Genomic DNA, 22,165 nt, shown 5'->3' with positions numbered 1-22,165 from the left:
ATCACCCGCACGAACGCGCTTCGGCGGCGGGCGATGTGTCGGGCCAAGCCTATTGTCCACCGAACCTCAGACCCGCCAGTCCAGACGCTCGGGTGGCGGCCCGAGGTTGGGCGGGACCGCGTGGGGCCCCGGGTGGTCGGCGGTGCCGAGCGCTCCGGCGGTGTCGGAGCCACCGTTCGCGCCGGTCGCCCCGGTGGTGACGTCCGGGCCGAGGCCGTCCGGTGTGTCGGTGGTGTTCGGAACGGCACCGTCGGGCGGCTCCGAACCGACCGGACGCTCTCTGCGGCGTCCGCGGAGCCCGGTGCTCCCTCCGGTTCTCCGGCCCGTGGCCGAGGCCCCGGTACCACCACCGTTCCCAACGTTCCCGCTGGTACCGGAGTTCCGAAGCTCGTCCACCGTGGCCAGGGTGGCCGTGGACAGGGTGAGGATACCCGGGTTGGTGTCGGTCAGCACCGGTCCGTCCGGTGTCAGGACCAGGGCCGCCGTCGACGGCAGCCCCCGCAGGGACGCCGCGTCCGGCCCGAGGACTCGCGCGCGCGGGCCCCCCTGCGCGGTGCCCGGCTCCGGCACGTCCATCTCGACGGCCTCGCCGGTGACCCTGCCCCACACGGTGGCCGATCTCACATGCCGGACCAGGTCGAGGGGGGCGATCGCGGCGGCGGCGTCGCGGATCAGCGCTCCGGACTCGGTGTGCGGCGAGGGGAACAGGAGGTCGTCGTCGGGCTCCTCCGTGTCGTCGGGGTCGAGCACCGTGCCGCCCACCGCCGTGCCGATCACCTCGGTGAGCGGGTGCGCCTCCAGGTCGCGCGGGTCGGACCGCGCGGCCCCGACCATCCCCGCGACCGCCTCGGCGACCTGGTCCGCGTCGGCGCCCTGACCCATGAGGACCGGCAGGCAGGTGGTGTCGGAGAGGAGTTCCAGGACGGCGGGGACGGCCGCGCGGAACAGCAGGACCACCTCCACCCCGCCCTCGGCGGCGGAGGCCAGGACCTGTTCCACCTCGTCGGGGGGCAGGATCTCCGCGCCGCAGACGACGACGCTGCGGGTGCGGTCGGGCCGGGCCGGGCGGCGCCCGCCGCCCGCCACGCAGTCGGGAGCCCGGGCCTCCAACAGCTCGCCGAGCGCGGCCACGGCGTACGTGCCGTAGACCCGGGCCGCGGCCTCCCCCGAGGCGCGGTCGGTGGAGATGATCTTCACCTGGGCGTACGCGGTGTCGTCGGCCCTGGTACCCACGGCCTCGAAGGGGCTGAGCCGGTTCTCCAGCGTCCAGGCGCGGGCGCGCACCCCGGGGTCGCCCGCGCAGCGCTCCCGTACCCGCGCGCGCTCGGCCGGGGAGAGCAGGGCCAGGGCGGTGTCGTCCTCGGCGGCGTCGCCCTCCGGGGTGACCAGGGCCCGTAGGCCACCGATGAGCCGGGCCACCCCCACGTCCGGGCCGAGCACCTCCAACAGGCGCAGCAGGAGGGTCTCGTCGGCGTCGGCGTCCTCCGCGCGCCCCGAGGCGGCGGCCACCGCCGAGAGGATGCGCGCCCGCTGCCCGGCGTCCAGGTTGGTGCCCAGGGTCATGCGCGGCAGGTCGGCGGGGAGCACCCACTGGCGGGGGCCCACCGCGCAGCGCCGGGCCAGGCGGACCAGTTCCCTGGCGACGGAGCGTCCGGTGAGGTCGACGACGGTGAGGTCGCCGCCCTCCCGCAGTCGCGAGACGCCGACGGTGGTGAGCAGAGCGGACCAGCCCGCGTCGGTTCCGCCCACCACGAGCACGGCCGAGGTCCGCGGCGGGACCGTCACCCCGTACCAGCGCGGTTGGGCCTCGTAGGCGCGCGCGGCGGCCTGCCACTCGGTGTACCGGCGGGCGTGTTCGCGCTGCTGGTCGTGGAGGGCCCGCTCCCGTGCGGCCCGTTCCTCCTCCAGCCGCGCCCGCGCGCGTTCGAGCCGGGAGGCCATCACCTGCCGGCTCTGGACCAGGGCGACGAGCACCGGGGCCGCGATGGCCGCGCAGGCGCACACCCCGCCCAGGGCCAGACTGCCCGGGAGGATGCGCAGGGTCCACAGCAGCGGGCAGAGCAGGGCGAACAGGCCGAGCCCGCCCAGGGCGAAGTAGAGCGGGCGGTTGGTGAGGGCCTCGCCCTCCATCTGCCCCGCGACCCACTCCCGGCTGAGGGTGCGGGCGTCCGCGGGAGCCGGGCGGCGCGGGGCCGGTCCGGGCGGAGGCAGCACCACCCTGTGCCGCCACCCGAGGTAGGTGCGTCCCGCCTCGCCTCGGGGCGTCGTGGCAGCGGTCGCAGACGACCGTGCTGTGGGCACCGTCCGAACACCTCCTGACCGGCGGAAGGGGCGCCGCCGCGGGTACGGTCACGCCGGTTCCGGCCTGGGGGGCGGAGGGCAGGGCGAAGGGCCGCGCCCGGCGTGCTGGCCACGGTCGGCGACCGACTGCGGCACCAACCGTGATCTTCAGTGAAGCAGGGCCGCCCACCGCTTTCCAGTCCCCGCTCCCCACCTGTGGACAACCGCCCCGGAGCGACCTCCTCGCGGGTGGCTCACGACCAGGTGGGGGCCGCGCGGGCCAGGGCTCCTCGCCCTCCGGTCCAGGTGGCGGGGTTCGTGGACGAACGAGCGCCGACGCCTTCCCCCCAGACACCCACGCGCACACACGAACTCGACATCATGGACACGGTGCCGCCGCGGCCGAACCGCACGGCACCGCCCGGGCCCACATCCCCCACCCCTGACGCGCCCCGCCCGGGTGAGACCCGGGCGCGGGCGGTCGGCGAGGAGCCCCCATGATCGTCCAGACGCACGCGCTCCCCCTGCTCGGGCTACTCCTCCAGAGCGCCGCGCTGGTCCTCTTGGTCCTGGGAGCGATCTGGAGCTTCCGACGCAAGCGGTTCACCTGGAGCGAACGGGCCCTGGCCCGCGAGGAACCCACCAGCGCGGAGCGGCGCCCGGTGCGCGCCCACCTGCGCGACGGCACGGTCGCCCCCGACCCCGCGCTGGCCCACCTCACGGTCAGGGCGGCCGAACACCGCGTGCGCAGGCTCGACAACCCGTGGCTCGTCAGCGGCGCGAGCGTCAACTGCATGGGGATCAGCCTGTTCTCGATCCACTACTCCTACCCGGGCCCGGTCCTGTGGATGGCGTTCGCCCTGTTCCCCGTCGCCCTCTGCGCCCCCTTCGTCCGACAGGTCGCACTCGACCGGGCGCGACGGGCCCTGGAGGCCAACCGGGAGCTGGCCGCGCTCCACGTGGTCGTCCCCGAGGAGCCCGCCGCGCCCCGGGAACGCTGAGGGCGCGCGAACGGCGCGGCGCCGGTGTCGGACCGAGTGACGCGTCCCGACACCGGCGCCGCGCGCGGTGGTACTACCGTCAGGCCTCGACCCGGACGTCGATGACCTTGCCGACCTCGGCCGTCACCCGGTACTCGCCGGTGAAGCCCTGGGAGGCCAGCACCCGCAGCTTCCACTCGCCGTCCGCCGCGAAGAAGCGGAAGGTGCCCTCGTCACCGGTGGCGACCTCGCCGACGAAGTCGTCGGAGGCGTTCAGCAGACGGGCGTAGGCGCCGCGCAGGGGCTGGCCGTCACGGGTCACCGTGCCCTGGATGACCGCCTGGTTGCCCGCGTCGACGTCGCCCAGGGCGACGCCGCCCTCGGGTGCTCCGCAGCTGTCACTCACTTGGCCTCAGCCTCTCCGAGCTCGACCGGGACGCCCACCAGCGAGCCGTACTCGGTCCACGAGCCGTCGTAGTTCTTGACGTTCTCCAGCCCGACGATCTCGTGCAGGGCGAACCACGTGTGCGAGGAGCGCTCGCCGATACGGCAGTAGGCGATGATGTCCTTGTCGAGGTCCACACCGGCGTCGGTGTAGAGCGCGCGCAGCTCCTCGGCGGTCTTGAAGGTGCCGTCCTCGTTGGCGGTCTTGGCCCACGGGATGTTGCGCGCGGTCGGGATGTGGCCCGGACGCTGCGAGGTCTCCTGCGGCAGGTGCGCGGGGGCCAGCAGCTTGCCGGTGAACTCGTCGGGGGAACGGACGTCGACCAGGTCCTTGGTGCCGATGGCGTCGACGACCTCGTCGCGGAAGGCCCGGATGGACGCGTCCTGCTCCTTGGCGCTGTACTCGGTGGCGGCCCGCTGCGGGACCTCCTCGACCAGTTCGCGGGAGTCGAGCTCCCACTTCTTGCGGCCGCCGTCGAGCAGCCGGACGTTGTCGTGGCCGTAGAGCTTGAAGTACCAGTAGGCGTAGGCCGCGAACCAGTTGTTGTTGCCGCCGTACAGGATGACCTGGTCGTCGTTTCCGATGCCCTTGGCGGAGAGCAGCTTCTCGAACCCGGCGCGGTCCACGAAGTCACGGCGGACCGGGTCCTGGAGGTCCGTCCTCCAGTCGATCTTCACGGCGCCGGGGATGTGGCCCTTGTCGTAGGCGGACGTGTCCTCGTCCACCTCGACCAGGACGACGTCGGCGTCGTCCAGGTGAGCCTCCACCCATGCGGCGTCCACGAGGACGTCTGAGCGGCTCATGGGGAACCTCCTGTGTTTCTGTGCGGTGTCGCGTGTGCGGTCGGTGCGTCGCGTTCCGGGGGCGCGGTGCCCGGAATCAGGGGTCTCAGGCGGCCTTCCCCTACCCCGGGGGAGCACCGGCTCAACACCGGGTTCGGGAAGGGATGGGGAAAGGCACTACGCGTGGTCAGGGGCGGGCGCGGCGAGGTCGAGCCGTTCCGGGCAGCGCGGAGGATGACTCCGGGGTCACCGACAGTGGCGGCGGAGCCGGGGCGTCCGTCGGGTCTGGTCGGTTTCCGGGAGGGACGACGGGTGTACGGCGTCGTCAACCACAGCGTGCGCGGAAGGGGCCGGTCGCACGGGGCGAGCGGGGGCTCGAAGGGCCCGTCCGCCCTAGGGACACGGACAGAGCGCGGCAGCGACGCGGCAGAAGTCCACCGCTCGTCGCTTCGTCAGATACGCGCTCGTCAAGGAAGTCACGCCCTAGACGCTACAGCCCGGCGCTCGCTCTTGTCACTGGTGTCCTGGATCACAGGACGATCGTTCCAGAATGTGGGACGAATCGGGCTTCCGGGGCCTGTGGAGCGCCCGGGAGGCGGGCCCATCGCGCCGAGGTCGGCCTCGTGCCGGGAAGCGGGGCGCGCGATCAGCGCGACCAAGGCGACCATGGCGACCGCGTCGGCTCGGCGGTCACGGGGCCGATCGGGACGCCCTCGGCTCCGGGGCGGGGTCGGCTCGCGTCGCGGAGGCCCTCACAGCACGGCTTCGCCGAGGGCGGCGATCACGTCCGCGCGGCGGGGCTGGCCCTCCGCCCGGCGCACCACCCGGCCCCCGGCGTCGAGAACGAACACCGCGGGGGTCGAACGGACCCCCAGTCGGCGCACGAGGTCCAGGCGCGACTCCGCGTCGACCTCCACGTGCGCCACCCCTTCCACCATGCCCGCCACGTCCTCCAGGACGCGACGGGTGGCGCGACAGGGCTGGCAGAAGGCGCTGGAGAACTGCACGAGCGTGGCCCGTGCGCCCAGCCCGGCGCCGAGCACGTCGGAGCCGAGCGTCTGGGCCGCCGGGTCCATCAGACGGCCTCGGAGCCCATCAGCGGGACGTCGGTGCCGGTGCCGGTGATCCGGAGGCCGTTGGACGTGGCCTCCATGTCCTTGGCGGTCAGGCCGAAGGGCAGCTCGGGCACCTGGGCGCTGAAGGTCAGCATGTTCGAGACGAGGTCGTCGATGTTGACCGGTACGTCCCCCACCTCGATGCCGACCGGGGTGACGTGCAGGGTGTCGCCGTCGACCGTGAACTCGCCACCGCTGGAGACCGAGACGCTGCGGCCCATCTCCGGGACGGCCAGCTCACCGTTGATGCGCGGCTCGCCGTTCTCCGTCGTGATGGTCATGCCCTCGGGCAGGTACGGGTTGAAGTAGGCGTAGGGGACCACGAAGGAACCGTCCACCTTGCCCGCGGTCACCGTGGGCTGGTCCATGAGGTCGCTCAACGGCGCCTCGACGTCGGAGGCGGTGGCCTCGATGTTCTCCACCGTCACCCCGCCCATCGTGGCGCTGGCGGCCTCGATGTTGACCTCGGTGTAGGTACCGCTGACCACCTGCGGCAGGAAGGCCCAGCCCTCGATGGACACGTCCGGGTCCTCGGACATCTCCATCTGGTCGGCCAGACGGCCGGCCAGGGTGTTCTGCGCGAACGAACGCGCTCCCACGTCCGCCACGACGACGAGGGCGGCGAGCAGGATCAGGAAGACGACAAGAAACTTGCGCATCGGGCTCCCAGCAACTTTCTTTGGCTCCGGCGCGGCTCTCGGCTGGGTCATCCGGCCGGTCTCGGTCACACGCCATCGGCACCCGACGGGTGCCGGTCATGAAAAACCTGTAGGGAAGGGTACTTCACCCGGGATGGGACGCCGCAGGCCCGTACATGGTTGCGTGGGAGGGCGGTGTCACGGGTGGCACGCGGTCCCGCCGGCCGTGCCGGAGGGACGAGCGGAGGCGTATAACGCCTGGTCAGCGGGGCATCAGCATGGCGGCGAGGCCGTCTGTCGCGGCGGCACCGGAGAGGGAGAGCTCGATCACGTTGGTGGCCACCACGTGCGCGGAGAGGCGCCGTGTGAACTCCATGACGTGCGGCTGCTGCTCGTGCTCCTCCTGGGCCAGCTCGTCCCGGTAGATCGCGTAGACGATGCGCTGGAGGGGGGCGCTGGGCACGGTGTGCGCGGCGAACAGCAGGGTGTCCGGCTCGCGCTTGGAGACCTCGGCCACCACCGCGTTGGCGAGCTGGTCGAACCCGGCGCCCTGGCCGTCGGCGAGCGTGTAGATGGTGATGACGCCCCGGAGCTTGCTCGGCGGGGCGGGCGGGGCCTCGGCGTAGAGGTCGTCGTAGTTCTCGGCGTTACGGCGCTTGCGGCGCACGGGCTGCTCCTGGGGCTCGTCGTCGAGTTCGTCGTCTTCGTCGTCGTACTCGTCGTCGTAGTAGTCGTCGTACTCGTCGTCATAGGCGTCCCGGCGCGGCTTGGCGGCCAGCGCTCCGGCGCCCCACAGGGACGAGACCGCACCGAGGAGCAGGAGCGGGCCGAGGACGCCCAGCCCCGCGCGTCCGACCACGACGGACAGGAGCACGGCGAGCGCGACCAGGCCCAGCACGGCCAGATCGGTTCGACCGGAGCCGCGCAGACCGCGCCGCACGAGGGCGACGATCGCGAGGACGAGGAGGACGACGACGAAGCCCTGCACGCCGTTGACCAGCGTGCGGGGAATGAGGTCGTAGTGGTCTCCCAGGGGAGGGAATGCGGCGTCGAAGCGGCCGCTGATGCGGTCGACGCCGAGCACCACCAGGGGGACGATGGTCAGGGCGGTGACGAAGAGCCGCGTCGTGAAGCGACCGTTGGGCGAACGGACGGCGAACTCCACCGCGCCCCAGGCCGCGAAGAGCGGACCGAGGAGGCTGACACCGATATGCAGGAGTCGGAAGGTGACCTGACCGAAGTCGAAGAGCACCCCGATCACCGCCGCGCTGAGGCCGACCGTCATCGCCAGGGACGCGATCAGCCAGGCGACCGCGGCGACGCCGGGACGGCGTTGGGCATACGCGGTCAGCGCGGCGGTGGCGCTCCAGCCCACCAACGCGCTGATGAATGTCAGTCCTACCGTGACCATCCCGACCATGATGCTGCACGGTCAAGGGTGGATGTGCACCGCGTGCACTTTTTCGGGTACGACGACCATGGAGATCCCGCAGAGTGGAGCCCGAAACCAGGCTCTACACTGTGATCTTCATCACCAGCTTTCACGCCGTCGCCCTGTCGCCGCGCAGCGCCCACGGGGGGCCATAGGCTCGCAGTACGCGGGGAAGCGCCACCCCGGACATCCGGAGGGCTGCCTCCCCCACCACAGCCAGGAGAGAACCGTGTCACACGACGCCGTTTCCCCGAAACCGGTCGGCCCCGGAGCCGCTTTCTTCGACGTGGACAACACACTCATGCGGGGCGCGTCGATCTACCACTTCGCCCGCGGCCTCGCCTCCCGCGACCTGTTCACCACCCGCGACCTCATGCGGTTCGCGTGGGGACAGACGGTGTTCCGGGTGACCGGCAGCGAGCAGCCCGAGCACATCAACGCGGCCCGCGAGGCCGCCCTCGCCTTCGTCGCCGGACACGACGTCGAGGACCTGGTCACCCTGTGCGAGGAGATCTACGACGACACGATGGCCGACCGGATCTGGGAGGGCACCCGCGCCCTCGTACAGGAGCACCTGGACGCGGGCCGCCCGGTGTGGCTCGTCACCGCGACACCGGTGGAACTGGCCCAGATCATCCGCCGCCGCCTCGGACTGACCGGTGCGCTCGGCACCGAGGCCGAGTGCGTGGACGGCGTGTACACCGGGCGGCTCAACGGCGACCTCATGCACGGTCCGGCCAAGGCCGTCGCGGTGCGCGCGCTGGCTCGCCGGGAGGGGTGGGACCTGTCCGCCTGCTCCGCCTACAGCGACTCCTCGAACGACCTGCCCCTGCTGTCGCTGGTCGGGGACCCGCACGCCGTCAACCCGGACGGGGACCTGCGCCGGTACGCCCGTACCCACGAGTGGCCGGTGCACGACTTCCGCAAGCACCGGGCCGCGCTGAAGGTGGCCCTGCCCGCCGCCGTCGCGGGCGCGGTGGCCGGAGCCGTGGCGGTGCGCGCTGTCAGACACCGCAGAGCGCTCGCGCCGCGCTGAGCACGACCGAACCACCCGGAGGCCGCCGCACGGCCGCCCAGGGCCCCGTACGGCCCGCGCACCCGGCCTGGGGCCGTCGTCCGGCACCGGCCTCACCGGCGCCGGTAGAAGACGGGACGGGCCCGCATGCCCTCGGCCCGTAGCGCCGAGCGCACCCGCCGGAAGAAGTCGGGCCTCGTGATCTGGGCGAGCAGGAAGCGCACCGGCCCGCCCGGCAGGCGCACGTGGTTCACGAGCGTCCAGGACGCGTCGTCCAGCGGCTGGAGCAGGGTGGAGTTGTCCACCCCCAACCGGTCGACGTACCAGCGGGCCAGCTCCTCCCAGACGGCCACCGCCCGTTCGGGGTCGGGAGCGGTGAAGTGGTTGAGGAGGAACACCGCCGAGGGGTCGTCGCCGGTCTCCCCGATCCGCCGTGTGTTGCGGGCGGTCATCACGAGTTCGCCGTCCAGCTGGCGGTAGGGGGCGCTGGTCAGCACCCGGGCCACGTCGGCGGGGGTGGCCACGGTGACGAGCAGGACGGCGTCGAAGCGCGGCGCCCCCTCCAACGGGGGCATGAACACGGCCTCGTACACGGTGGTGGACACCACCGACGGCAGATCCTCCAGCTCCTCGGAGAGCACCCGGAACCGGGCCAGGACGCGTTCGCGCTCCCGGTCGCGCCGGACGAAGGGGCCCCGGGAGGGAGGCGCCACACGGGCTCCGACGTACACGTAGCCGTACGGAAGCGGGTCGAGGAAACCGCTCCCGGCGGGCTCCCCGGGGTTCCTGGGCATGGCGGGCCTCTCCTCCGGCAGCCCGGGCGCGGAGGTCCCGGCCCGTGCCCGTACCCTAACCCGAAGCTTCGGATTCACCAACAGTTGGAGAACACACACCACATGATCGACGACACGACCGGAGACGGGACACCGGACACGCCCGACGAACGGGACCGCCAGCTCGTGGCGGAGCTGGGCGTCGTACCGCGGTTGGAGGTCTACTTTCGGCGGGTACGCGCGGAGATGCCCCCCGACGTCGCGGAGGTGTTCTCACGGCACGGACTCACCGCGCGCCACGGCGGAGCGCTCGCGCAGCTGGCCGTGGTCGCGTCGGTCGGCGTGTCCGAACTGGCCCGGCGCATGTCGGTGTCACTGCCCACCGCCAGCGAACTGGCCGGGGACCTCAGACGGGCGGGGCTGGTGGTCGCCCAGGAGGACCCGGACAACCGCAGACGCACCCTGCTGAGCCTGGCCGACAACCACCGGCGCTCCGTGGAGTCGCTGGTGGCGGCACGGGCCGCGCCGCTGCGACGGGCGATGGAGCGGCTGTCCGCACGCGACCGGGAGGGGTTCGCCGCCGGACTGCGCGCCTGGGCGGACGAGTTGGACGAGCGCTGAGGGGGTCGACGCCGCCCCCGGGGCGGCCGACTCGCGCCGCCCCGCCCCCGGCGTGCCGCGCCCGGGCCGTCCGTGGCAGGGAGCTCCGGCCACCTTGGGCCGCGCTCCGGCCGCTAGCGGCCCAGGGTGGCCCGGGCCAGGGCGATGACGTGGATCGGGCGGAGCCCCGCCCCACGGGACCGACCGCCCCGGGGCGCGCCGCGACGCCCGTGCGCGTACGACTCGAAGGCCTCGATGGAGCTGTAGGCCGGGGACCACTCCAGGGCCCGGCTCAGCGGCGCCGGGTCCAGACGGGACGCCTCCAGCCCCGCTCGCACCGCCCGGGCGGCGCTGGAGCTGGCGTAGTCGATCCGGCCGTGCCGGGCCACCCCGCGCAGGACGCGCAGGCCTCGGGCGGGGACCGGCAGACGCTGGCCGCCCACGCGGCGCAGGCAGTGGGAGAGCGGGACCGCGTCGGCCCCGGAGACGTCGAAGAAACCGGTCCGGTCGCTGAGCGCCATGCGCACCAGCGCCTCGGCCCCGTCGTCCTCGTGCAGGAACTGCACGCGCGGATCGCGGCCCATCACGGTGGGCACGACACGGGAGTCCAGATAACGGGTGAGCGGGGTGTCCACCGAAGGGCCGATGAGGTTCGCGAACCTCAGGACGGCCACGGACAGGTCCGGGCGGCGGCGCTGGAGACCGCGCGTGTGCCGCTCGACCTCCGCCGCGTCGTCGGCGTCCAGGGTGGCGCTGGAACGCACCACCAGGCGGCGGACGGTGGATGAGCGCTGGGCGGCGCCCAGGACCCGCATGGTGCCCAGGAGGTTCTCCTCCCGGTTGGGGTCGTCGCCGGCGTCCAGACCGAGGTGCAGGACCAGGTCGGCGCCGGACTCGGCCACGATGCGGTCCAGGCTGCCGTCGTGCAGGTCGACGTGCTGGTACTCGACGCCCGGGGCGCCGTGCGGCACGGGGGCGGAGTCCACGCCGATCACCCGGTCGACACCGGGACCCCGGCTCAGGGTCCGGGCGACCCCGGCCGCGAGGGGGCTGGAGACCCCGGTGACGAGTACGACACGAGCCATGGAGACACGTTCCTTGGAAGGAGACGGTGGTGATCCGGATGGGCCACGGACCGCTCACCTCCCCGAGGAGGCGACCCGGTGACGGTGACCTGTGTTCCACAACAGTCGTGCACCCGGAAAATTCCGCCGCTCCGGCCGGGGCCGGGCAGGGAAAGTGAAGTGTCTCCGCGTCCGGGGCGTGCCAACGGCCCGCCCGCGCCCGCGGAGAGACGACCTACGTCGCGAACGCTCCTACTTCTTGTTGCGACGCGCCACACGCGTGCGCTTGAGCAGCTTGCGGTGCTTCTTCTTCGCCATCCGCTTGCGGCGCTTCTTGATGACGGAACCCATGGGATCACCTTCTCGCTGACGAGTGAGTACGGACATGCCGAACCACTGGTGACGAACACCTGCTGGCTCGGATGCGGTTGCTGGGCTCGCCCGGGCACACGCGCACGGGGCGCGGGTGGCCGGTGCGACCGGGGCGGGCCCCGGGGAGGACGACGGTCACTGGTACACACGTCTACCGCACCCGTGGGCCCAGCTTACCGCTACGGGCAACCCGGCCGGATCACGCCCCGGGAAGAGACGGACCGTCGCCGTAGAGGACGGCGGCCGGTTCGGCGTAGCTGACACTGGCCAGCCGCTGATCCGCGAAGGTCAGCGACGTGACACTGGCGAGGTTACATTCCCGCAGGTCGGGTCGGTGCCACAGCCGCCTGCCCTCGGCGGCGCGACGAGCCATCCAGATCGGCAGCTGGTGGCTGACACACACGGCCTCTCGGCCCCAGGCGGCCCGGCGCACGACCTTGATGACCTCGACCATGCGGTCGACGATGTCCTGGTAGGGCTCGCCCCACGAGGGCCGGAAGGGGTTGTACAGGCGCTTGAGCACCTGGGGGTCCCGCGCCGACTTGGAGGACAGCGACATCCCCTCGAACTTGTTGGCCGCCTCGATCAGGCGGTCGTCGAGGCTGACCGGGAGGTCGAAGGCCTTCTGGAGCGGTACGGCCGTCTCCTGCGTACGGTCCAGCGGTGACGAGTACAGGGCCGCGATGTCGTGGCCCTCGAACCACTCGGCGGCCATCTCGGCCATCCGCTGCCCCCGGTCGCTCAGGTGATAGTCGGGGAGTCTGCCGTACAGGACCTTGTCGGGGTTGAACACCTCTCCGTGCCGGAGCAGGTGGACGACGGTGGTCGTGGTCATCGTGGAGGTACTTCCTTCCGGGGTGCGGGTCGGTTCAGCCCTGGGACTGGGCCCGTGCCGCCGCCCGGGCGGCCGCGGGCAGGGCCCCGACCACCCTGTCCACGGCGGCCTCGTCGTGTGCGGAGGAGAAGAACCACGCTTCGAACGCGGCGGGCGGAAGGTAGACGCCCTGTTCGAGCATGGCGTGGAAGAACGCGGCGAACACCCGGGTGTCCGTGGTGCGGGCGCTGTCGAAGTCGGTGACCTCGGCGTCGGTGAAGAACACCGTGAAGAGGTTGCCGCCGCCCTGGACGCGGTGGGTCACGCCCTCGGCGGCGAGCGCCTTGGAGACCTCCGCCTCGACGCGGGCGGAGACCCGGTCGATGTGCGCGTACACCTCGGGGGTCGCGCCGCGCAGGGTGGCCAGCCCGGCCGCGGTGGCCAGCGGGTTACCGGAGAGGGTGCCCGCCTGGTAGACGGGTCCGTTCGGGGCGAGCCGGTCCATGATCTCGGCGCGGCCGCCGAACGCCGCCGCGGGCAGGCCGCCGCCCATGACCTTGCCGAAGGTCACGAGGTCGGGGGCCACGCCCTCCAGGCCGAACCAGCCGGAGGCGCTGACCCGGAACCCGGTGAGGACCTCGTCCAGGATCAGCAGCGCACCGTGGGCGTGCGCGATCTCCTTGAGGCGGGCGTTGAACCCGGCCCGGGGCGGGACGACACCCATGTTGGCGGGGCAGGCCTCGGCGATCACGCAGGCGATCTCGTCGCCGTGCTCGGCGAAGGCGCGCTCCACGGCCTCGACGTCGTTGTAGGGCAGCACCAGGGTGTCGGCGGCGCTGGCACCGGTGACGCCCGGGGAGTCGGGGAGGGCGAAGGTGGCCAGCCCCGATCCGGCGGCGGCCAGGAGGGCGTCCACGTGGCCGTGGTAGTTACCCGCGAACTTGACGATCTTGCTGCGCCCGGTGAACCCGCGCGCGAGGCGGATCGCGGACATGGTGGCCTCGGTACCGGAGTTGACCAGGCGCACCTTCTCGACGGGGGTGCGCTCGACGATCAGCTCGGCCAGCTCCACCTCGCCGGGGGTCGGGGCACCGTAGGAGGTCCCGGCGTCGACGGCCGCGTGCAGGGCCTCCACCACGCTCGGGGCGGCGTGCCCCAGGACGAGCGGCCCCCACGAGCAGACGAGGTCGACGTACTGGCGCCCGTCGGAGTCCGTGAGGTAGGGGCCTTCGCCCTTGACGAAGAACGGCGGGGTGCCGCCGACCGCCCCGAAGGCGCGGACGGGCGAGTTCACGCCGCCGGGGACGACGTTGGCCGCCCGCTGGAAGAGCTCTGCTGAAGTCTGTTGAGTACCCACCTCACCAGTGTGTCAGCTGTGTCCCGCCCGGCGACCGTGACCCGCCCCGCAACGCACGCGCGCCCCGCGGGGGGCGGGGCCGCGCGTGGCGGGGGCGCGCGTGGCGGGGCGCGCGGTTCACTCCCGCAGGATCACGCGGATGAGGCGGTGCACCCCGGTGCTGGGGTCCCCTCCGGGCGGGAGGAGTTCGGCACGCTCGACGGCGTCCTGGAGGCCGTGCGCGAAGTCCTCGAACCGGGTGCGGCCCTTGCTCCAGGAGGGAAGGAGGGCTTGGAGGGCTTTCTCGGCCTTGGCTCCGGAGCCGAGCGCCGCCCGGTGGTCACCGAGGTGGAGGAGCAGCCAGGTTTCGAAGGTGGGTGTGGAGCAGGCCGTCTCGACACCCTTGCGTGCGGCCTCGCGGCAGAGTTCGGTGACGTCGTCCCCGTCCGTGTCGAAGACCGCCCAGACCCCGGTGTAGTCGCTCCGTTCCGCCTCTACGGCCGTGCGGACCACACGCTCCCTCTGCGGGTGCTTCGCCCGACGAACGTGCACAGCGTGGATCTGGACTCCACGGTGCCCGCGCAACGAGTCGAAGTACCGCTTCTCCGTCTCACCCTCGCAGACGATCAGGAAGATTCTGCGGTTGCGCTTCGCGGCGACCCGACGCCTATCCAGCTCGCTGCGCCGTTTGGCCCGTTTGCTCACCGATGCGCGCCTTCCGGATCAGGGCCCCTCGCCTCGAGGTCCCTCTCGACGAGAGCGTCTCGAAGACTGGACTCATCGAGGTCCGGAACCCCTCCGTAGAGCCCCACCAGATAGCGTCGGGCCCGGTTCTCCTCACCTCTGGGTCTCAAGTCGCTGAGTGGATGGAGAGTGGTTCTTCCACACGCGTCCTTCTCCACGAACCAGACATGATCGCGCAAGAGGACGTGTTCCCCCCGGATCTGCCCCAAGAGCGCGGCATCATGGCTGGTGAAGACGAGCTGCGCGCCGTGAGGGTTCCTGACCGGGTCCTGGAAGAGCGAGATCACCTGTGCCGAGAGATGCGGGTGCAGGCTGGCGTCGAGTTCGTCGACGACCAACACTCCCCCGCCAGCGAGAACGCCCTGGACCTCGTAGCCCAGCGCGGCGAGTGACCTGGTGCCCTGGGACTCTTCATCCCATGTGAAGGGACGGGCGGAGGAGTCACCGTGGTGAAAGAGGAGTTCGGACGAGGGACCGCGCTCGCCACGCTCGACCCTTCCCGTTTCCTCCCTGAGCGATTCCCGACGCTCCTCGGACGCAACCACACGTCCTTCGGCCGTGTGCACGAGCCCTCCGACGTTCTCCGACCACGTCCTGAGTGCGACGGAGTGGACGCCGGTGTCAGCGGAGCGCAGGAGGTCTCCGAGACGCGCCAACTCCTCCAGCGTCACCTGTCGCTCCGTCAACCAGGTGGGACGCCGTGAGCTCCGCTCCGACGCGAAGGTGAGGTCGTCGGAGAACCACCGGTAGATCGGCTCGACGTCCTCGTTCGAGGCACGTGCGGCGACGGTCAGGAAGAGGATGTTGGGGCCGGTGATGTCCTTCACCTGCCGGAGCTTGGCGGGAGCGCTGTCGCCGAACGTGAACTCCGCACCGTCGCGCTCGAAGAGGACGCGCCTGCGGCGCTTGGGATAGGTGTACAGCCACTCCTCGGTCACACGCTCGTCGTCGACGGCGAAGCCGTAGGTGTGGCGCACACCGGAGATCATCAGATCGACGACGAAGACGGAGGGGTCCGTGGCTGCTTCGGTGTCCAACGCGAAGGGCTGCCTGCGGATTGCGCCGCCGGGTTCCGCGTTGTTCATGGACCAGCGAACGGTGTCCCGCATGAAGACCAGCGCGTCGAGCAGGTTGGACTTCCCGGAGGCGTTGGCTCCGAAGATTCCCGCGACGGTGACGGCCTCCCAATCGGCGGATTCGGGGCGGGCGTCGTCATAAACGGGGGTGAGCAGGAGTTGCTGTTCCTCACGGATGGACTTGTGGTTCTCCACGCGGAAACTCAGCAGCATCGGACATCACTCCCCTGTTTCTGGGTGGCCCCACCGCTGGTTCTGCGTGAAAACCACACAGAGGAAGCATGCCACGCCCCCGGGGGTCAGCCAACCCTCGGTCCCGCGAAGCACGCGCGCCCCGCCGGGGGGACGGGGCGCACGTGGCGGGGCAGACGGGTCAGGCGTCGCTGTGGGCGTTCTCACGGACGCGTCCGGCCTCGGGGCCGCGCGCGGGGGCCTCGGCGAGGAGGAGGGGGCGCAGGCGGTCGTTCTCCGCCAGCTTGTCGACGAGCGCGGTCATCGGGCGGGCGGCCAGGAGGGAGACCAGGGTGGCGACGAGGGCGCCGACGACCAGGCCCACGGTGACGTCGTGCGGGTAGTGGGCGCCGACGAGGACCCGGGAGAAGGCCTCCAGGAGGGCGAAGATGACGGCGGCGACGGCGAAGCGGCGCCAGGCGATGATCACGGCGGCGGCCGCGGCACCGGCGATGGCGGCGTGGTTGCTCGGGAAGGACCAGTCGCCGATCGGGTCACAGGTGGCGATCGTGCTCAGGTCCGTCATGGCCTGGCAGGGCCGCAGCTGCTCGAAGAACGACTTGATGGTCAGGCTGACCGTGTAGGCGATGACGGTGGCCACCGGCGCGAAGAGGGCGAGGCCGACCAGGCGGGAGTTGGCGGACCGGGCTCGCCACCAGGCCAGGAGGAACAGGATCGCGAACACGCCGAGGAACAGGTCGGTGCCCCATTCGGCGGCCGTCTGCATCCAGGGGTCGAGTCCTTCGGCGAACTCGATGATGGCGCGCGACCAGGCGGCGCTGACGGCGAAGATCTCGGAGACCATCTCTCTCCAGGGGTCGTACGGGGAGGAGAGCCGCCCTGACGGCAGGGGGAAGTCGGGGCGACGTCCCGGTGACGGAACTCCCACGAGCGGATGACGGGAAGGTCCTTATCCTGTCATCCGTCGGACCCCCCTGGCGCCGTCGAAGGCCCGAAACCGACGAAAGAGACACGGCTGGTCGACCAAAGAGACACGCCGGGCGTTCCGGAGAACACGCCTCCCGGTCAGGGCACCGCCCTGTACCGACGAGTAGCTTGGGGCCGACCACTCGCTCACTCACGGACCGGAGCTGTCATGGCCACGGACTTCACCACGGCGGACCTGATCGACGACCACGGCGACACGCTGAGGAGCTGCTCCACGCAGTTCCGGCAGTTCGGAGGGCACGCGGTGTTCTCGGGACCGATCCGGACCGTCCGCTGCCACGAGGACAACGGTCTGGTCAAACAGGTCCTGAACACCCCCGGTGAGGGCGCCGTCCTGGTGGTGGACGGCAACGGGTCGCCGCGCAGCGCGCTGATGGGCGACATGATCGCCGAGGCCGCCGTACGCAACGGCTGGGCCGGGGTCGTCATCAACGGTGTGGTCCGCGACACGGTCGCCCTGGGCCGGTTGGAACTGGGCGTGAAGGCGCTGGGCTCCAACCCCCGCAAGTCCCTCAAGGACGCCGCCGGGCGCCTGGACGTACCAGTCACCTTCGGCGACGTGACGTTCGTGCCCGGCGAGTGGCTCTACAGCGACCACGACGGCGTCGTCGTCAACGCCACGGAACTCTAGGAGCGCCGCCCCCGCACCCGTGTGGGACCCGCACCCGTGTGGGACCCGCGCCCGCACCCGTGCGGGGACCCCGGCGCCCTCCGTCTCCCCTCGCGGGCACCCGGCGGCGCGGGGCCCCACACGGTCCCCGCGCCCTCCACGGGCCCGCACGTCACACGGGCTCCTCGGGCCCCCTCCAGGACTGGTCGCCCAGGAAGGGCACCGCGCAGCCCAGCAGGATCACCGGCAGCAACAGCATCGGCGCCACGGCAGCCCACTGCGCCCCCGGCGCCAACAGGCCCACGGCCCCCGTGAGCGCGCCGACCGCGGCGACCCCGCCGCCCACCGGCCAGCGCGCCCGCCGCCACCAGCGGGTCGCGGGGGTGTCGCGCCCCTCCCGAGTCCGCACCACCGGCACCAGCAGGCCCAGGCCCACCAGGAACGCCGCCATGATCAGCGCCACCAGGCGGTCGGGGCCCAACGGCAGGTCGCGGCCGGACTCCGAATACAGGATGACCACGTGAACGGCGAGCAGGAACCCGGACAGGAGTGCCAGGTGCAGGTCCAGCAGCCAGCCCGCCGAGCGCCGCGACCAGAACACCGGCAGCCGGAGGGCCCGCTGGAACCCCGACCCGACGCGCGCCCCGACCGTGACCACCGCGACCAGCAACAGGACCACCCCCGGCACCGCCGAGGCGAACAGCCAGCGCGGCGTCATGGTCGGTTCGCCGTCCAACCCGACCTTCCCGCTGGGCACCGTCTGCGGGATCTCACCCCACAACGCCACCGTCACCCCGAGCCCCACCAGGGCTGTCAGGGTGGCGAACGCCGCCCCGACCCAGGGGACGGGCACCGCGCCCCTCGCCTCCGCCGTTCCCGTGTTCGCCGCCATCGCGTTCCCACCCTCCGGTCGCACTCCGCATCGTTCTGGTGGCGACGATAGGAAGACGGGACCGGCGGGCGCATCGACCCCGGGGCACGCGGCGGTCACGGCCCGGGAGGGCCACCGGACGTGCCGGAGGTCATGCCCCGAACGTGCCCGCGACCATGACCCGGGGCCCATGGCGCCGCGCCGCCTCCCCGTTACCCTCGAAGAATGCGGAGCACCGATTCCCTGCCGGACCTCTCCTCGTGGGTCGCCCCCCGCGCGTTTGGACCTCCCCGGGTCCTCAACCTGCTGTTCTGGGCGGCGATCGTCTCCACCGCGCTGACGTACGGTTTCGTGTTCCTCGCGGGCCTGGAGTCCTTCCCCTCCGGCGACCCCCGGATCGACGCCGTGATCACGGTGAGTGTCGGGTGCCTGGCGGCCTCCTGCGCCCTGTGGCCGCTCCTGGCCTGGTCGCCCTCCGCCCCGTGGGGGCGCCGCCTCGGCAGCGTCCTCTTCCTCGCCGTGTCCGTGTTCTCGCTGGCCTCCAACAACTACACCGTGCTCATCCTGGTGTGCCTGGCCACGATGAACGCCATCGCGGTGTTCGGGCTGGCCGGCGCCTGCGGCTACGCCGCCTTCCTCGGCGGCGTGAACCTCGTGATGGTCCTGCTGATCCCCGGCGACCCGCTCCTCATCGGCCTGGTGACGACCGGCAGCGCCCTCTTCCTCGTCCTGGCCTCGGGCCTGGTGTACGTCGCCCTGCTCGTGGCCTCCCAACGGGCCGAGCGCACCCGTGAACTGCTGGCCGAGCTGGAGGCGGCGCACGTCGAACTGCGCCGCCACGCGGACCGGGTGCGGGAGCTGACCGTCTCCGAGGAGCGGGCGCGGATGTCCCGCGAGATGCACGACAGCACCGGCCACTACCTCACCGCGCTGACCATGACGCTCGCCAACGCCGTACGCTTTCGCACCGCGCGCCCCGAGGCGGCCTGGGAAGAGGTGGAACAGGCCCGCGAACTGGCCCGGGACGCCCTCACCGACACCCGCCGATGGGTGCGCGCCCTGCGCCCGCTCCAGTTGGAGGGACGAGCGGGGAGCGCGGCCATGCGGGCGCTGGTGGAGTCCTTCGACGGCGGCGGGGCGCGTGTCGTCTACGCCGATCCCGGGGGCTGGCCGTCCCTGTCGCAGGAGGCCGAACTGGTCTGTTACCGGGCGGTCCAGGAGGGGCTGACCAACGCGATGCGGCACTCGGGCGGCGACCGGGTCGACGTGGAGGTGGGCGCCACCGCCGAGGGAGCCTTCGTGGCGGTGTCCGACAACGGGACCGGAGCCGAGGAGGGGGCCGCGCGGAGCGGGTTCGGCCTGCGCGGCCTGCGCGAGCGGGTGGCGTCGGTGGGGGGCGCGGTCAGCGCGGAGAACCTCCCCGGCGGAGGGTTCCGGCTGAGCGTGACGGTCCCCGCCGACCGCACCGCACCGACCGTGGTCGGGGGCGCCGCGTGAGACCGGTCTCCGTGCTGATCGTGGACGACCAGATCCTCCTCAGGAGCGGGCTGCGCAAGCTCCTGGAGATCGAGGAGGGCGTCGAGGTCGTCGGGGACGCCGCCGACGGAGTCGAGGCCCTGGAGTTCCTCGCCTCGCACCCGCCGCCCGACGTGGCCCTGGTGGACGCCCGTATGCCGCGCATGGACGGGATCGAACTCGTCACCCGTATGCGCGACGAGCACCCCGGTGTACCCGCGGTCATCCTCACGACGTTCGACGACGACGCCCTGGTCTTCGCGGGGCTGCGCGCGGGCGCCCGCGGCCACCTGCTCAAGGACGTCCCGCCCGACGAGCTGGTGCTGGCCCTTCGGCGGGCGGCGCGCGGTGAGACCGTGTTGGGCGGCTCCGCCGCGGACCACCTGGTCGCCGCCCTCGACGCACCCCGGGCCGCGCCCCCGGGCGCCGCGCCGGTACGGCCCTCCCCGCTGTCCGAACGCGAGTGGGAGGTGGCCCGACTGGTGGGCACGGGCGCCACCAACCGGGAGATCTCCCGGGCCCTGTTCGTCACCGAGGGGACGGCGAAGAACCACGTGACGAGCATCCTGCGCAAGCTGGACCTGCGCGACCGCACGGCGCTGGCGTTGTGGGTCGGCGGCCACCGCGACTGAGCCGCCCCGGTCGCACCGTCAGTGCGCGCAGAGTTCCGCCAGCGGTTCCCGGGTGCTCTCGACCGAGGCCAGGGCCCGGGCCAGACCGGGCTCGTCCCCCTCGTCGAGTTCGCGGCGCGGTCAGGCGCCGGGAGCCGCGAACTCCTCGCTGGCGTCGTTGAGGATGTCCAGGACCGCGATCGGGTCCGGCAGGACCACCGCGCCCTCAAGGTCGCGGGGGGCGCGAATCCAGGTGACGCGGCCGCCCGAGGTGAGCGCGGAGGGGGCACCCATGACGAAACTGTCCCGGCAGTGCCAGCGCAGGCCCGGCATGGCCTCGACCGCCTCGGGGACGCAGTCCAGGTGGCACGACCACCACTCGTCCTCGTCCATCGGGGACCGGGTGGCCACGAAGAACAGGTAGCGGGCGTCCTGCGCGGCGACCGGGCCCGCCGGTACGCCCGCGCGGCCCATGCGGGCCAGGGCCATCACCCCGGCCTCACGGGGAACGTCCAGCACGTCGAAGACCCGGCCGGTCGGAAGCACGATGTTCGCCCGGGGGCTGGCCGTCCACCACCGGCGCAGGGTCTCGGGGTCGGTGCTCGCCTCCACGCCCCAGGCCGCGCTGACCGGGTGCGCCGCCGGGTCCGGGCAGCCCATCCGGTCGCACGTACACGCGCGGTCCTCGCCCGGAGAGGTGCCCCGCGCCACCGGCCAGCCCAGCTCGGCGAAGCGCAGGGCCGACTCCACCATGCTGTCGGTGGCGTGGCGTCGTTTACGTCGGTACAACACGTCGGCCATGCGGTACTCCCCGGTCGTGGTCAGTGCGGGCGCGGCCGGGAGGAGGGTGGCCGAACCCCGTCGGCCGCGACCGGGGCGTGGGCCTGGACGCTCAGCGCAGCAGGCGGGCCGCCTCGGTGGCCCAGTACGTGAGGATCTGCTCGGCCCCCGCGCGCCGGTAGGAGGTCAGGGTCTCCAGGATCGCCCGCTCCCGGTCCAGCCAGCCGCGCTCGGCCGCCGCCTCGATCATCGCGTACTCACCACTGACCTGGTAGGCCGACACGGGAACCGGAGAGGACTCCGCGACCTTGGCCACCACGTCGAGGTAGGCCAGGCCCGGTTTGACCATGACCATGTCGGCGCCCTCGGCGACGTCCAGGGCCACCTCGCGCAGGGACTCGCGGACGTTGGCCGGGTCCTGCTGGTAGCCGGAGCGGTCACCGAACCGGGGCGCGCCCTCGGCCGCCTCGCGGAAGGGGCCGTAGAACACGGACGCGTACTTGGCGGCGTAGGCGAGGATCGGCACGTGCGCGAACCCGGCCCGGTCCAGCCCGGCGCGGATCGCCCCGACCTGGCCGTCCATCATGCCGCTGGGCGCGACCACCGCCGCCCCGGCCTCGGCCTGCGCGGCGGCGATGGACGCGTACCGCTCCAGGGTGAGGTCGTTGTTGACGTGCCCGTCCTGCTCCAGGGGGCCGCAGTGGCCGTGGTCGGTGTACTCGCACAGGCAGAGGTCGGCCATCACCACGATGTCGTCGCCGACCTCGGCGGCCAGGTCGCGCAGGGCGACCTGGACCACGCCGTCGGGGTCGTCGGCCTGCGACCCCACGGCGTCCTTGTGCTCGGGGATGCCGAAGAGCATCAGACCGCCCACCCCGGCCTCGACCGCCTCACGAGCCGCCTTGCGCAGGCTGTCCCGGGTGTGCTGCACCTGGCCGGGCATCGAGGAGATCGCCACCGGTTCGGAGAGCCCCTCCTTGACGAACATCGGCAGGACGAGGTTCTCCGGGAGCACCCGGGTCTCCGCCACCAGCCGACGCAGCGCCGGCCCCCGGCGCAGTCGGCGCGGCCGGGCTACGGGGAACTCTGCGTCTTCGCTGGCGGCGGTCATGGGCACTCCCGGGTGGGCTCGT

Annotated in this window: 24 protein-coding genes; 6 read left to right on the top strand and 18 right to left on the bottom strand. The window is 72.5% G+C overall.

All coding sequences use genetic code 11. The features are described from left to right. Window positions 1-66: 66 nt before the first annotated feature. Window positions 67-2,301, bottom strand: coding sequence for a hypothetical protein (locus ACFYL4_RS06455; RefSeq protein WP_387516916.1), 2,235 nt, complete (start codon window positions 2,299-2,301; stop codon window positions 67-69). Between the two features lie 476 nt (window positions 2,302-2,777). On the opposite strand from ACFYL4_RS06455, the gene ACFYL4_RS06450 reads away from it, so the two are divergent. After that, window positions 2,778-3,281: a hypothetical protein gene (locus tag ACFYL4_RS06450; protein WP_387516914.1), complete on the top strand. Its 504-nt coding sequence runs from the start codon at window positions 2,778-2,780 to the stop codon at window positions 3,279-3,281. Between the two features lie 79 nt (window positions 3,282-3,360). Here ACFYL4_RS06450 and ACFYL4_RS06445 read toward each other — a convergent pair whose 3' ends face one another. The 6 genes from ACFYL4_RS06445 to ACFYL4_RS06420 all read right to left on the bottom strand — a co-directional run bounded on the left by ACFYL4_RS06445 (window position 3,361) and on the right by ACFYL4_RS06420 (window position 7,660). Beyond that, window positions 3,361-3,666: a DUF1416 domain-containing protein gene (locus tag ACFYL4_RS06445; protein ID WP_387516912.1), complete on the bottom strand. Its 306-nt coding sequence runs from the start codon at window positions 3,664-3,666 to the stop codon at window positions 3,361-3,363. After that, the gene (locus ACFYL4_RS06440; RefSeq protein WP_357756641.1) at window positions 3,663-4,508 is read right to left on the bottom strand and encodes a sulfurtransferase; all 846 of its coding nucleotides are present in this window, start codon (window positions 4,506-4,508) and stop codon (window positions 3,663-3,665) included. The genes ACFYL4_RS06445 and ACFYL4_RS06440 overlap by 4 nt, the downstream gene beginning before the upstream one ends. A gap of 372 nt (window positions 4,509-4,880) precedes the next feature. Beyond that, on the bottom strand, window positions 4,881-4,967 hold the full coding sequence (locus ACFYL4_RS06435; protein ID WP_355267795.1) for a putative leader peptide: 87 nt from the start codon (window positions 4,965-4,967) through the stop codon (window positions 4,881-4,883). A 272-nt stretch (window positions 4,968-5,239) separates the two neighbouring features. Further along, window positions 5,240-5,563 carry a thioredoxin family protein gene (locus tag ACFYL4_RS06430; RefSeq protein WP_357756639.1) on the bottom strand — a complete coding sequence of 108 codons (324 nt, stop codon included), beginning with the start codon at window positions 5,561-5,563 and terminating at the stop codon, window positions 5,240-5,242. After that, a complete protein-coding gene (locus tag ACFYL4_RS06425; protein ID WP_357756635.1) occupies window positions 5,563-6,261 on the bottom strand; it encodes a DUF2993 domain-containing protein in 699 nt (232 codons plus the stop codon). Before ACFYL4_RS06425 ends, ACFYL4_RS06430 begins: the two co-directional genes overlap by 1 nt. Before the next feature lie 241 nt (window positions 6,262-6,502). Then, a complete protein-coding gene (locus ACFYL4_RS06420; protein WP_387516909.1) occupies window positions 6,503-7,660 on the bottom strand; it encodes a putative quinol monooxygenase in 1,158 nt (385 codons plus the stop codon). A 241-nt stretch (window positions 7,661-7,901) separates the two neighbouring features. Between ACFYL4_RS06420 and ACFYL4_RS06415 the strand changes: the two genes are divergently transcribed. Continuing rightward, window positions 7,902-8,708 carry an HAD-IB family hydrolase gene (locus ACFYL4_RS06415; RefSeq protein WP_357756630.1) on the top strand — a complete coding sequence of 269 codons (807 nt, stop codon included), beginning with the start codon at window positions 7,902-7,904 and terminating at the stop codon, window positions 8,706-8,708. A gap of 92 nt (window positions 8,709-8,800) precedes the next feature. On the opposite strand, the gene ACFYL4_RS06410 is transcribed toward ACFYL4_RS06415, so the two are convergent. Further along, window positions 8,801-9,481: a hypothetical protein gene (locus ACFYL4_RS06410; RefSeq protein ID WP_387516907.1), complete on the bottom strand. Its 681-nt coding sequence runs from the start codon at window positions 9,479-9,481 to the stop codon at window positions 8,801-8,803. A 102-nt stretch (window positions 9,482-9,583) separates the two neighbouring features. Between ACFYL4_RS06410 and ACFYL4_RS06405 the strand changes: the two genes are divergently transcribed. Beyond that, window positions 9,584-10,081 (top strand): MarR family winged helix-turn-helix transcriptional regulator, encoded by a 498-nt coding sequence (locus tag ACFYL4_RS06405; protein ID WP_387516905.1) that lies wholly within the window; start codon window positions 9,584-9,586, stop codon window positions 10,079-10,081. 113 nt (window positions 10,082-10,194) lie between these two features. Here the strand turns inward: ACFYL4_RS06405 and ACFYL4_RS06400 are convergent, their stop codons facing one another. The 7 genes from ACFYL4_RS06400 to ACFYL4_RS06370 form a co-directional block, all read right to left on the bottom strand. Next, window positions 10,195-11,145 carry an NAD-dependent epimerase/dehydratase family protein gene (locus tag ACFYL4_RS06400; protein WP_357756622.1) on the bottom strand — a complete coding sequence of 317 codons (951 nt, stop codon included), beginning with the start codon at window positions 11,143-11,145 and terminating at the stop codon, window positions 10,195-10,197. Between the two features lie 231 nt (window positions 11,146-11,376). Next, window positions 11,377-11,475, bottom strand: coding sequence for a 30S ribosomal protein bS22 (locus ACFYL4_RS06395; RefSeq protein WP_013155353.1), 99 nt, complete (start codon window positions 11,473-11,475; stop codon window positions 11,377-11,379). 220 nt (window positions 11,476-11,695) lie between these two features. After that, window positions 11,696-12,331 (bottom strand): histidine phosphatase family protein, encoded by a 636-nt coding sequence (locus ACFYL4_RS06390; RefSeq protein ID WP_357756620.1) that lies wholly within the window; start codon window positions 12,329-12,331, stop codon window positions 11,696-11,698. A 34-nt stretch (window positions 12,332-12,365) separates the two neighbouring features. Then, window positions 12,366-13,667, bottom strand: coding sequence for a glutamate-1-semialdehyde 2,1-aminomutase (hemL, locus tag ACFYL4_RS06385; protein WP_387516901.1), 1,302 nt, complete (start codon window positions 13,665-13,667; stop codon window positions 12,366-12,368). Between the two features lie 117 nt (window positions 13,668-13,784). Beyond that, window positions 13,785-14,351 carry an RloB family protein gene (locus ACFYL4_RS06380; protein WP_387516899.1) on the bottom strand — a complete coding sequence of 189 codons (567 nt, stop codon included), beginning with the start codon at window positions 14,349-14,351 and terminating at the stop codon, window positions 13,785-13,787. Continuing rightward, window positions 14,348-15,679, bottom strand: coding sequence for an ATP/GTP-binding protein (locus tag ACFYL4_RS06375; RefSeq protein WP_387516897.1), 1,332 nt, complete (start codon window positions 15,677-15,679; stop codon window positions 14,348-14,350). Before ACFYL4_RS06375 ends, ACFYL4_RS06380 begins: the two co-directional genes overlap by 4 nt. A gap of 160 nt (window positions 15,680-15,839) precedes the next feature. Next, the gene (locus tag ACFYL4_RS06370; RefSeq protein ID WP_357756608.1) at window positions 15,840-16,502 is read right to left on the bottom strand and encodes a phosphatase PAP2 family protein; all 663 of its coding nucleotides are present in this window, start codon (window positions 16,500-16,502) and stop codon (window positions 15,840-15,842) included. 291 nt (window positions 16,503-16,793) lie between these two features. On the opposite strand from ACFYL4_RS06370, the gene rraA reads away from it, so the two are divergent. Continuing rightward, entirely contained in the window at window positions 16,794-17,276 is a 483-nt protein-coding gene (gene rraA / locus ACFYL4_RS06365; protein ID WP_357756605.1) for a ribonuclease E activity regulator RraA, read from the top strand. Window positions 17,277-17,427: 151 nt separating this feature from the next. On the opposite strand, the gene ACFYL4_RS06360 is transcribed toward rraA, so the two are convergent. Then, window positions 17,428-18,147: a hypothetical protein gene (locus tag ACFYL4_RS06360; RefSeq protein WP_387516894.1), complete on the bottom strand. Its 720-nt coding sequence runs from the start codon at window positions 18,145-18,147 to the stop codon at window positions 17,428-17,430. Window positions 18,148-18,351: 204 nt separating this feature from the next. Here ACFYL4_RS06360 and ACFYL4_RS06355 point away from each other — a divergent pair, with 204 nt between their 5' ends. After that, window positions 18,352-19,623 carry a sensor histidine kinase gene (locus ACFYL4_RS06355; RefSeq protein WP_387516892.1) on the top strand — a complete coding sequence of 424 codons (1,272 nt, stop codon included), beginning with the start codon at window positions 18,352-18,354 and terminating at the stop codon, window positions 19,621-19,623. Next, window positions 19,620-20,273, top strand: coding sequence for a response regulator transcription factor (locus ACFYL4_RS06350; protein ID WP_357756597.1), 654 nt, complete (start codon window positions 19,620-19,622; stop codon window positions 20,271-20,273). Before ACFYL4_RS06355 ends, ACFYL4_RS06350 begins: the two co-directional genes overlap by 4 nt. Window positions 20,274-20,393: 120 nt before the next feature. Here ACFYL4_RS06350 and ACFYL4_RS06345 read toward each other — a convergent pair whose 3' ends face one another. Both ACFYL4_RS06345 and hemB read right to left on the bottom strand, forming a co-directional pair. Continuing rightward, on the bottom strand, window positions 20,394-21,053 hold the full coding sequence (locus ACFYL4_RS06345) for a bifunctional DNA primase/polymerase (protein ID WP_357756595.1): 660 nt from the start codon (window positions 21,051-21,053) through the stop codon (window positions 20,394-20,396). Window positions 21,054-21,144: 91 nt separating this feature from the next. Then, window positions 21,145-22,143 (bottom strand): porphobilinogen synthase, encoded by a 999-nt coding sequence (gene hemB / locus ACFYL4_RS06340; protein WP_387516889.1) that lies wholly within the window; start codon window positions 22,141-22,143, stop codon window positions 21,145-21,147. Between the last annotated feature and the right edge of the window lie 22 nt (window positions 22,144-22,165).

The sequence above is a fragment of the Nocardiopsis sp. NPDC006938 genome, from assembly GCF_042869555.1.
Taxonomy (GTDB): domain Bacteria; phylum Actinomycetota; class Actinomycetes; order Streptosporangiales; family Streptosporangiaceae; genus Nocardiopsis.
This window is presented reverse-complemented; position numbering and strand designations above follow the sequence as displayed.

Excerpts from the sequence above, each read along its gene's own strand:
- ACFYL4_RS06450 (WP_387516914.1), top strand. The coding sequence starts at position 2,778 with ATGATCGTCCAGACGCACGCGCTCCCCCTGCTCGGGCTACTCCTCCAG.
- ACFYL4_RS06440 (WP_357756641.1), bottom strand. The coding sequence starts at position 4,508 with ATGAGCCGCTCAGACGTCCTCGTGGACGCCGCATGGGTGGAGGCTCAC.
- ACFYL4_RS06430 (WP_357756639.1), bottom strand. The coding sequence starts at position 5,563 with ATGGACCCGGCGGCCCAGACGCTCGGCTCCGACGTGCTCGGCGCCGGG.
- ACFYL4_RS06425 (WP_357756635.1), bottom strand. The coding sequence starts at position 6,261 with ATGCGCAAGTTTCTTGTCGTCTTCCTGATCCTGCTCGCCGCCCTCGTC.
- ACFYL4_RS06420 (WP_387516909.1), bottom strand. The coding sequence starts at position 7,660 with ATGGTCGGGATGGTCACGGTAGGACTGACATTCATCAGCGCGTTGGTG.
- ACFYL4_RS06410 (WP_387516907.1), bottom strand. The coding sequence starts at position 9,481 with ATGCCCAGGAACCCCGGGGAGCCCGCCGGGAGCGGTTTCCTCGACCCG.
- ACFYL4_RS06405 (WP_387516905.1), top strand. The coding sequence starts at position 9,584 with ATGATCGACGACACGACCGGAGACGGGACACCGGACACGCCCGACGAA.
- ACFYL4_RS06400 (WP_357756622.1), bottom strand. The coding sequence starts at position 11,145 with ATGGCTCGTGTCGTACTCGTCACCGGGGTCTCCAGCCCCCTCGCGGCC.
- ACFYL4_RS06395 (WP_013155353.1), bottom strand. The coding sequence starts at position 11,475 with ATGGGTTCCGTCATCAAGAAGCGCCGCAAGCGGATGGCGAAGAAGAAG.
- ACFYL4_RS06390 (WP_357756620.1), bottom strand. The coding sequence starts at position 12,331 with ATGACCACGACCACCGTCGTCCACCTGCTCCGGCACGGAGAGGTGTTC.
- ACFYL4_RS06375 (WP_387516897.1), bottom strand. The coding sequence starts at position 15,679 with ATGCTGCTGAGTTTCCGCGTGGAGAACCACAAGTCCATCCGTGAGGAA.
- ACFYL4_RS06370 (WP_357756608.1), bottom strand. The coding sequence starts at position 16,502 with ATGGTCTCCGAGATCTTCGCCGTCAGCGCCGCCTGGTCGCGCGCCATC.
- rraA (WP_357756605.1), top strand. The coding sequence starts at position 16,794 with ATGGCCACGGACTTCACCACGGCGGACCTGATCGACGACCACGGCGAC.
- ACFYL4_RS06360 (WP_387516894.1), bottom strand. The coding sequence starts at position 18,147 with ATGGCGGCGAACACGGGAACGGCGGAGGCGAGGGGCGCGGTGCCCGTC.
- ACFYL4_RS06355 (WP_387516892.1), top strand. The coding sequence starts at position 18,352 with ATGCGGAGCACCGATTCCCTGCCGGACCTCTCCTCGTGGGTCGCCCCC.
- ACFYL4_RS06345 (WP_357756595.1), bottom strand. The coding sequence starts at position 21,053 with ATGGCCGACGTGTTGTACCGACGTAAACGACGCCACGCCACCGACAGC.
- hemB (WP_387516889.1), bottom strand. The coding sequence starts at position 22,143 with ATGACCGCCGCCAGCGAAGACGCAGAGTTCCCCGTAGCCCGGCCGCGC.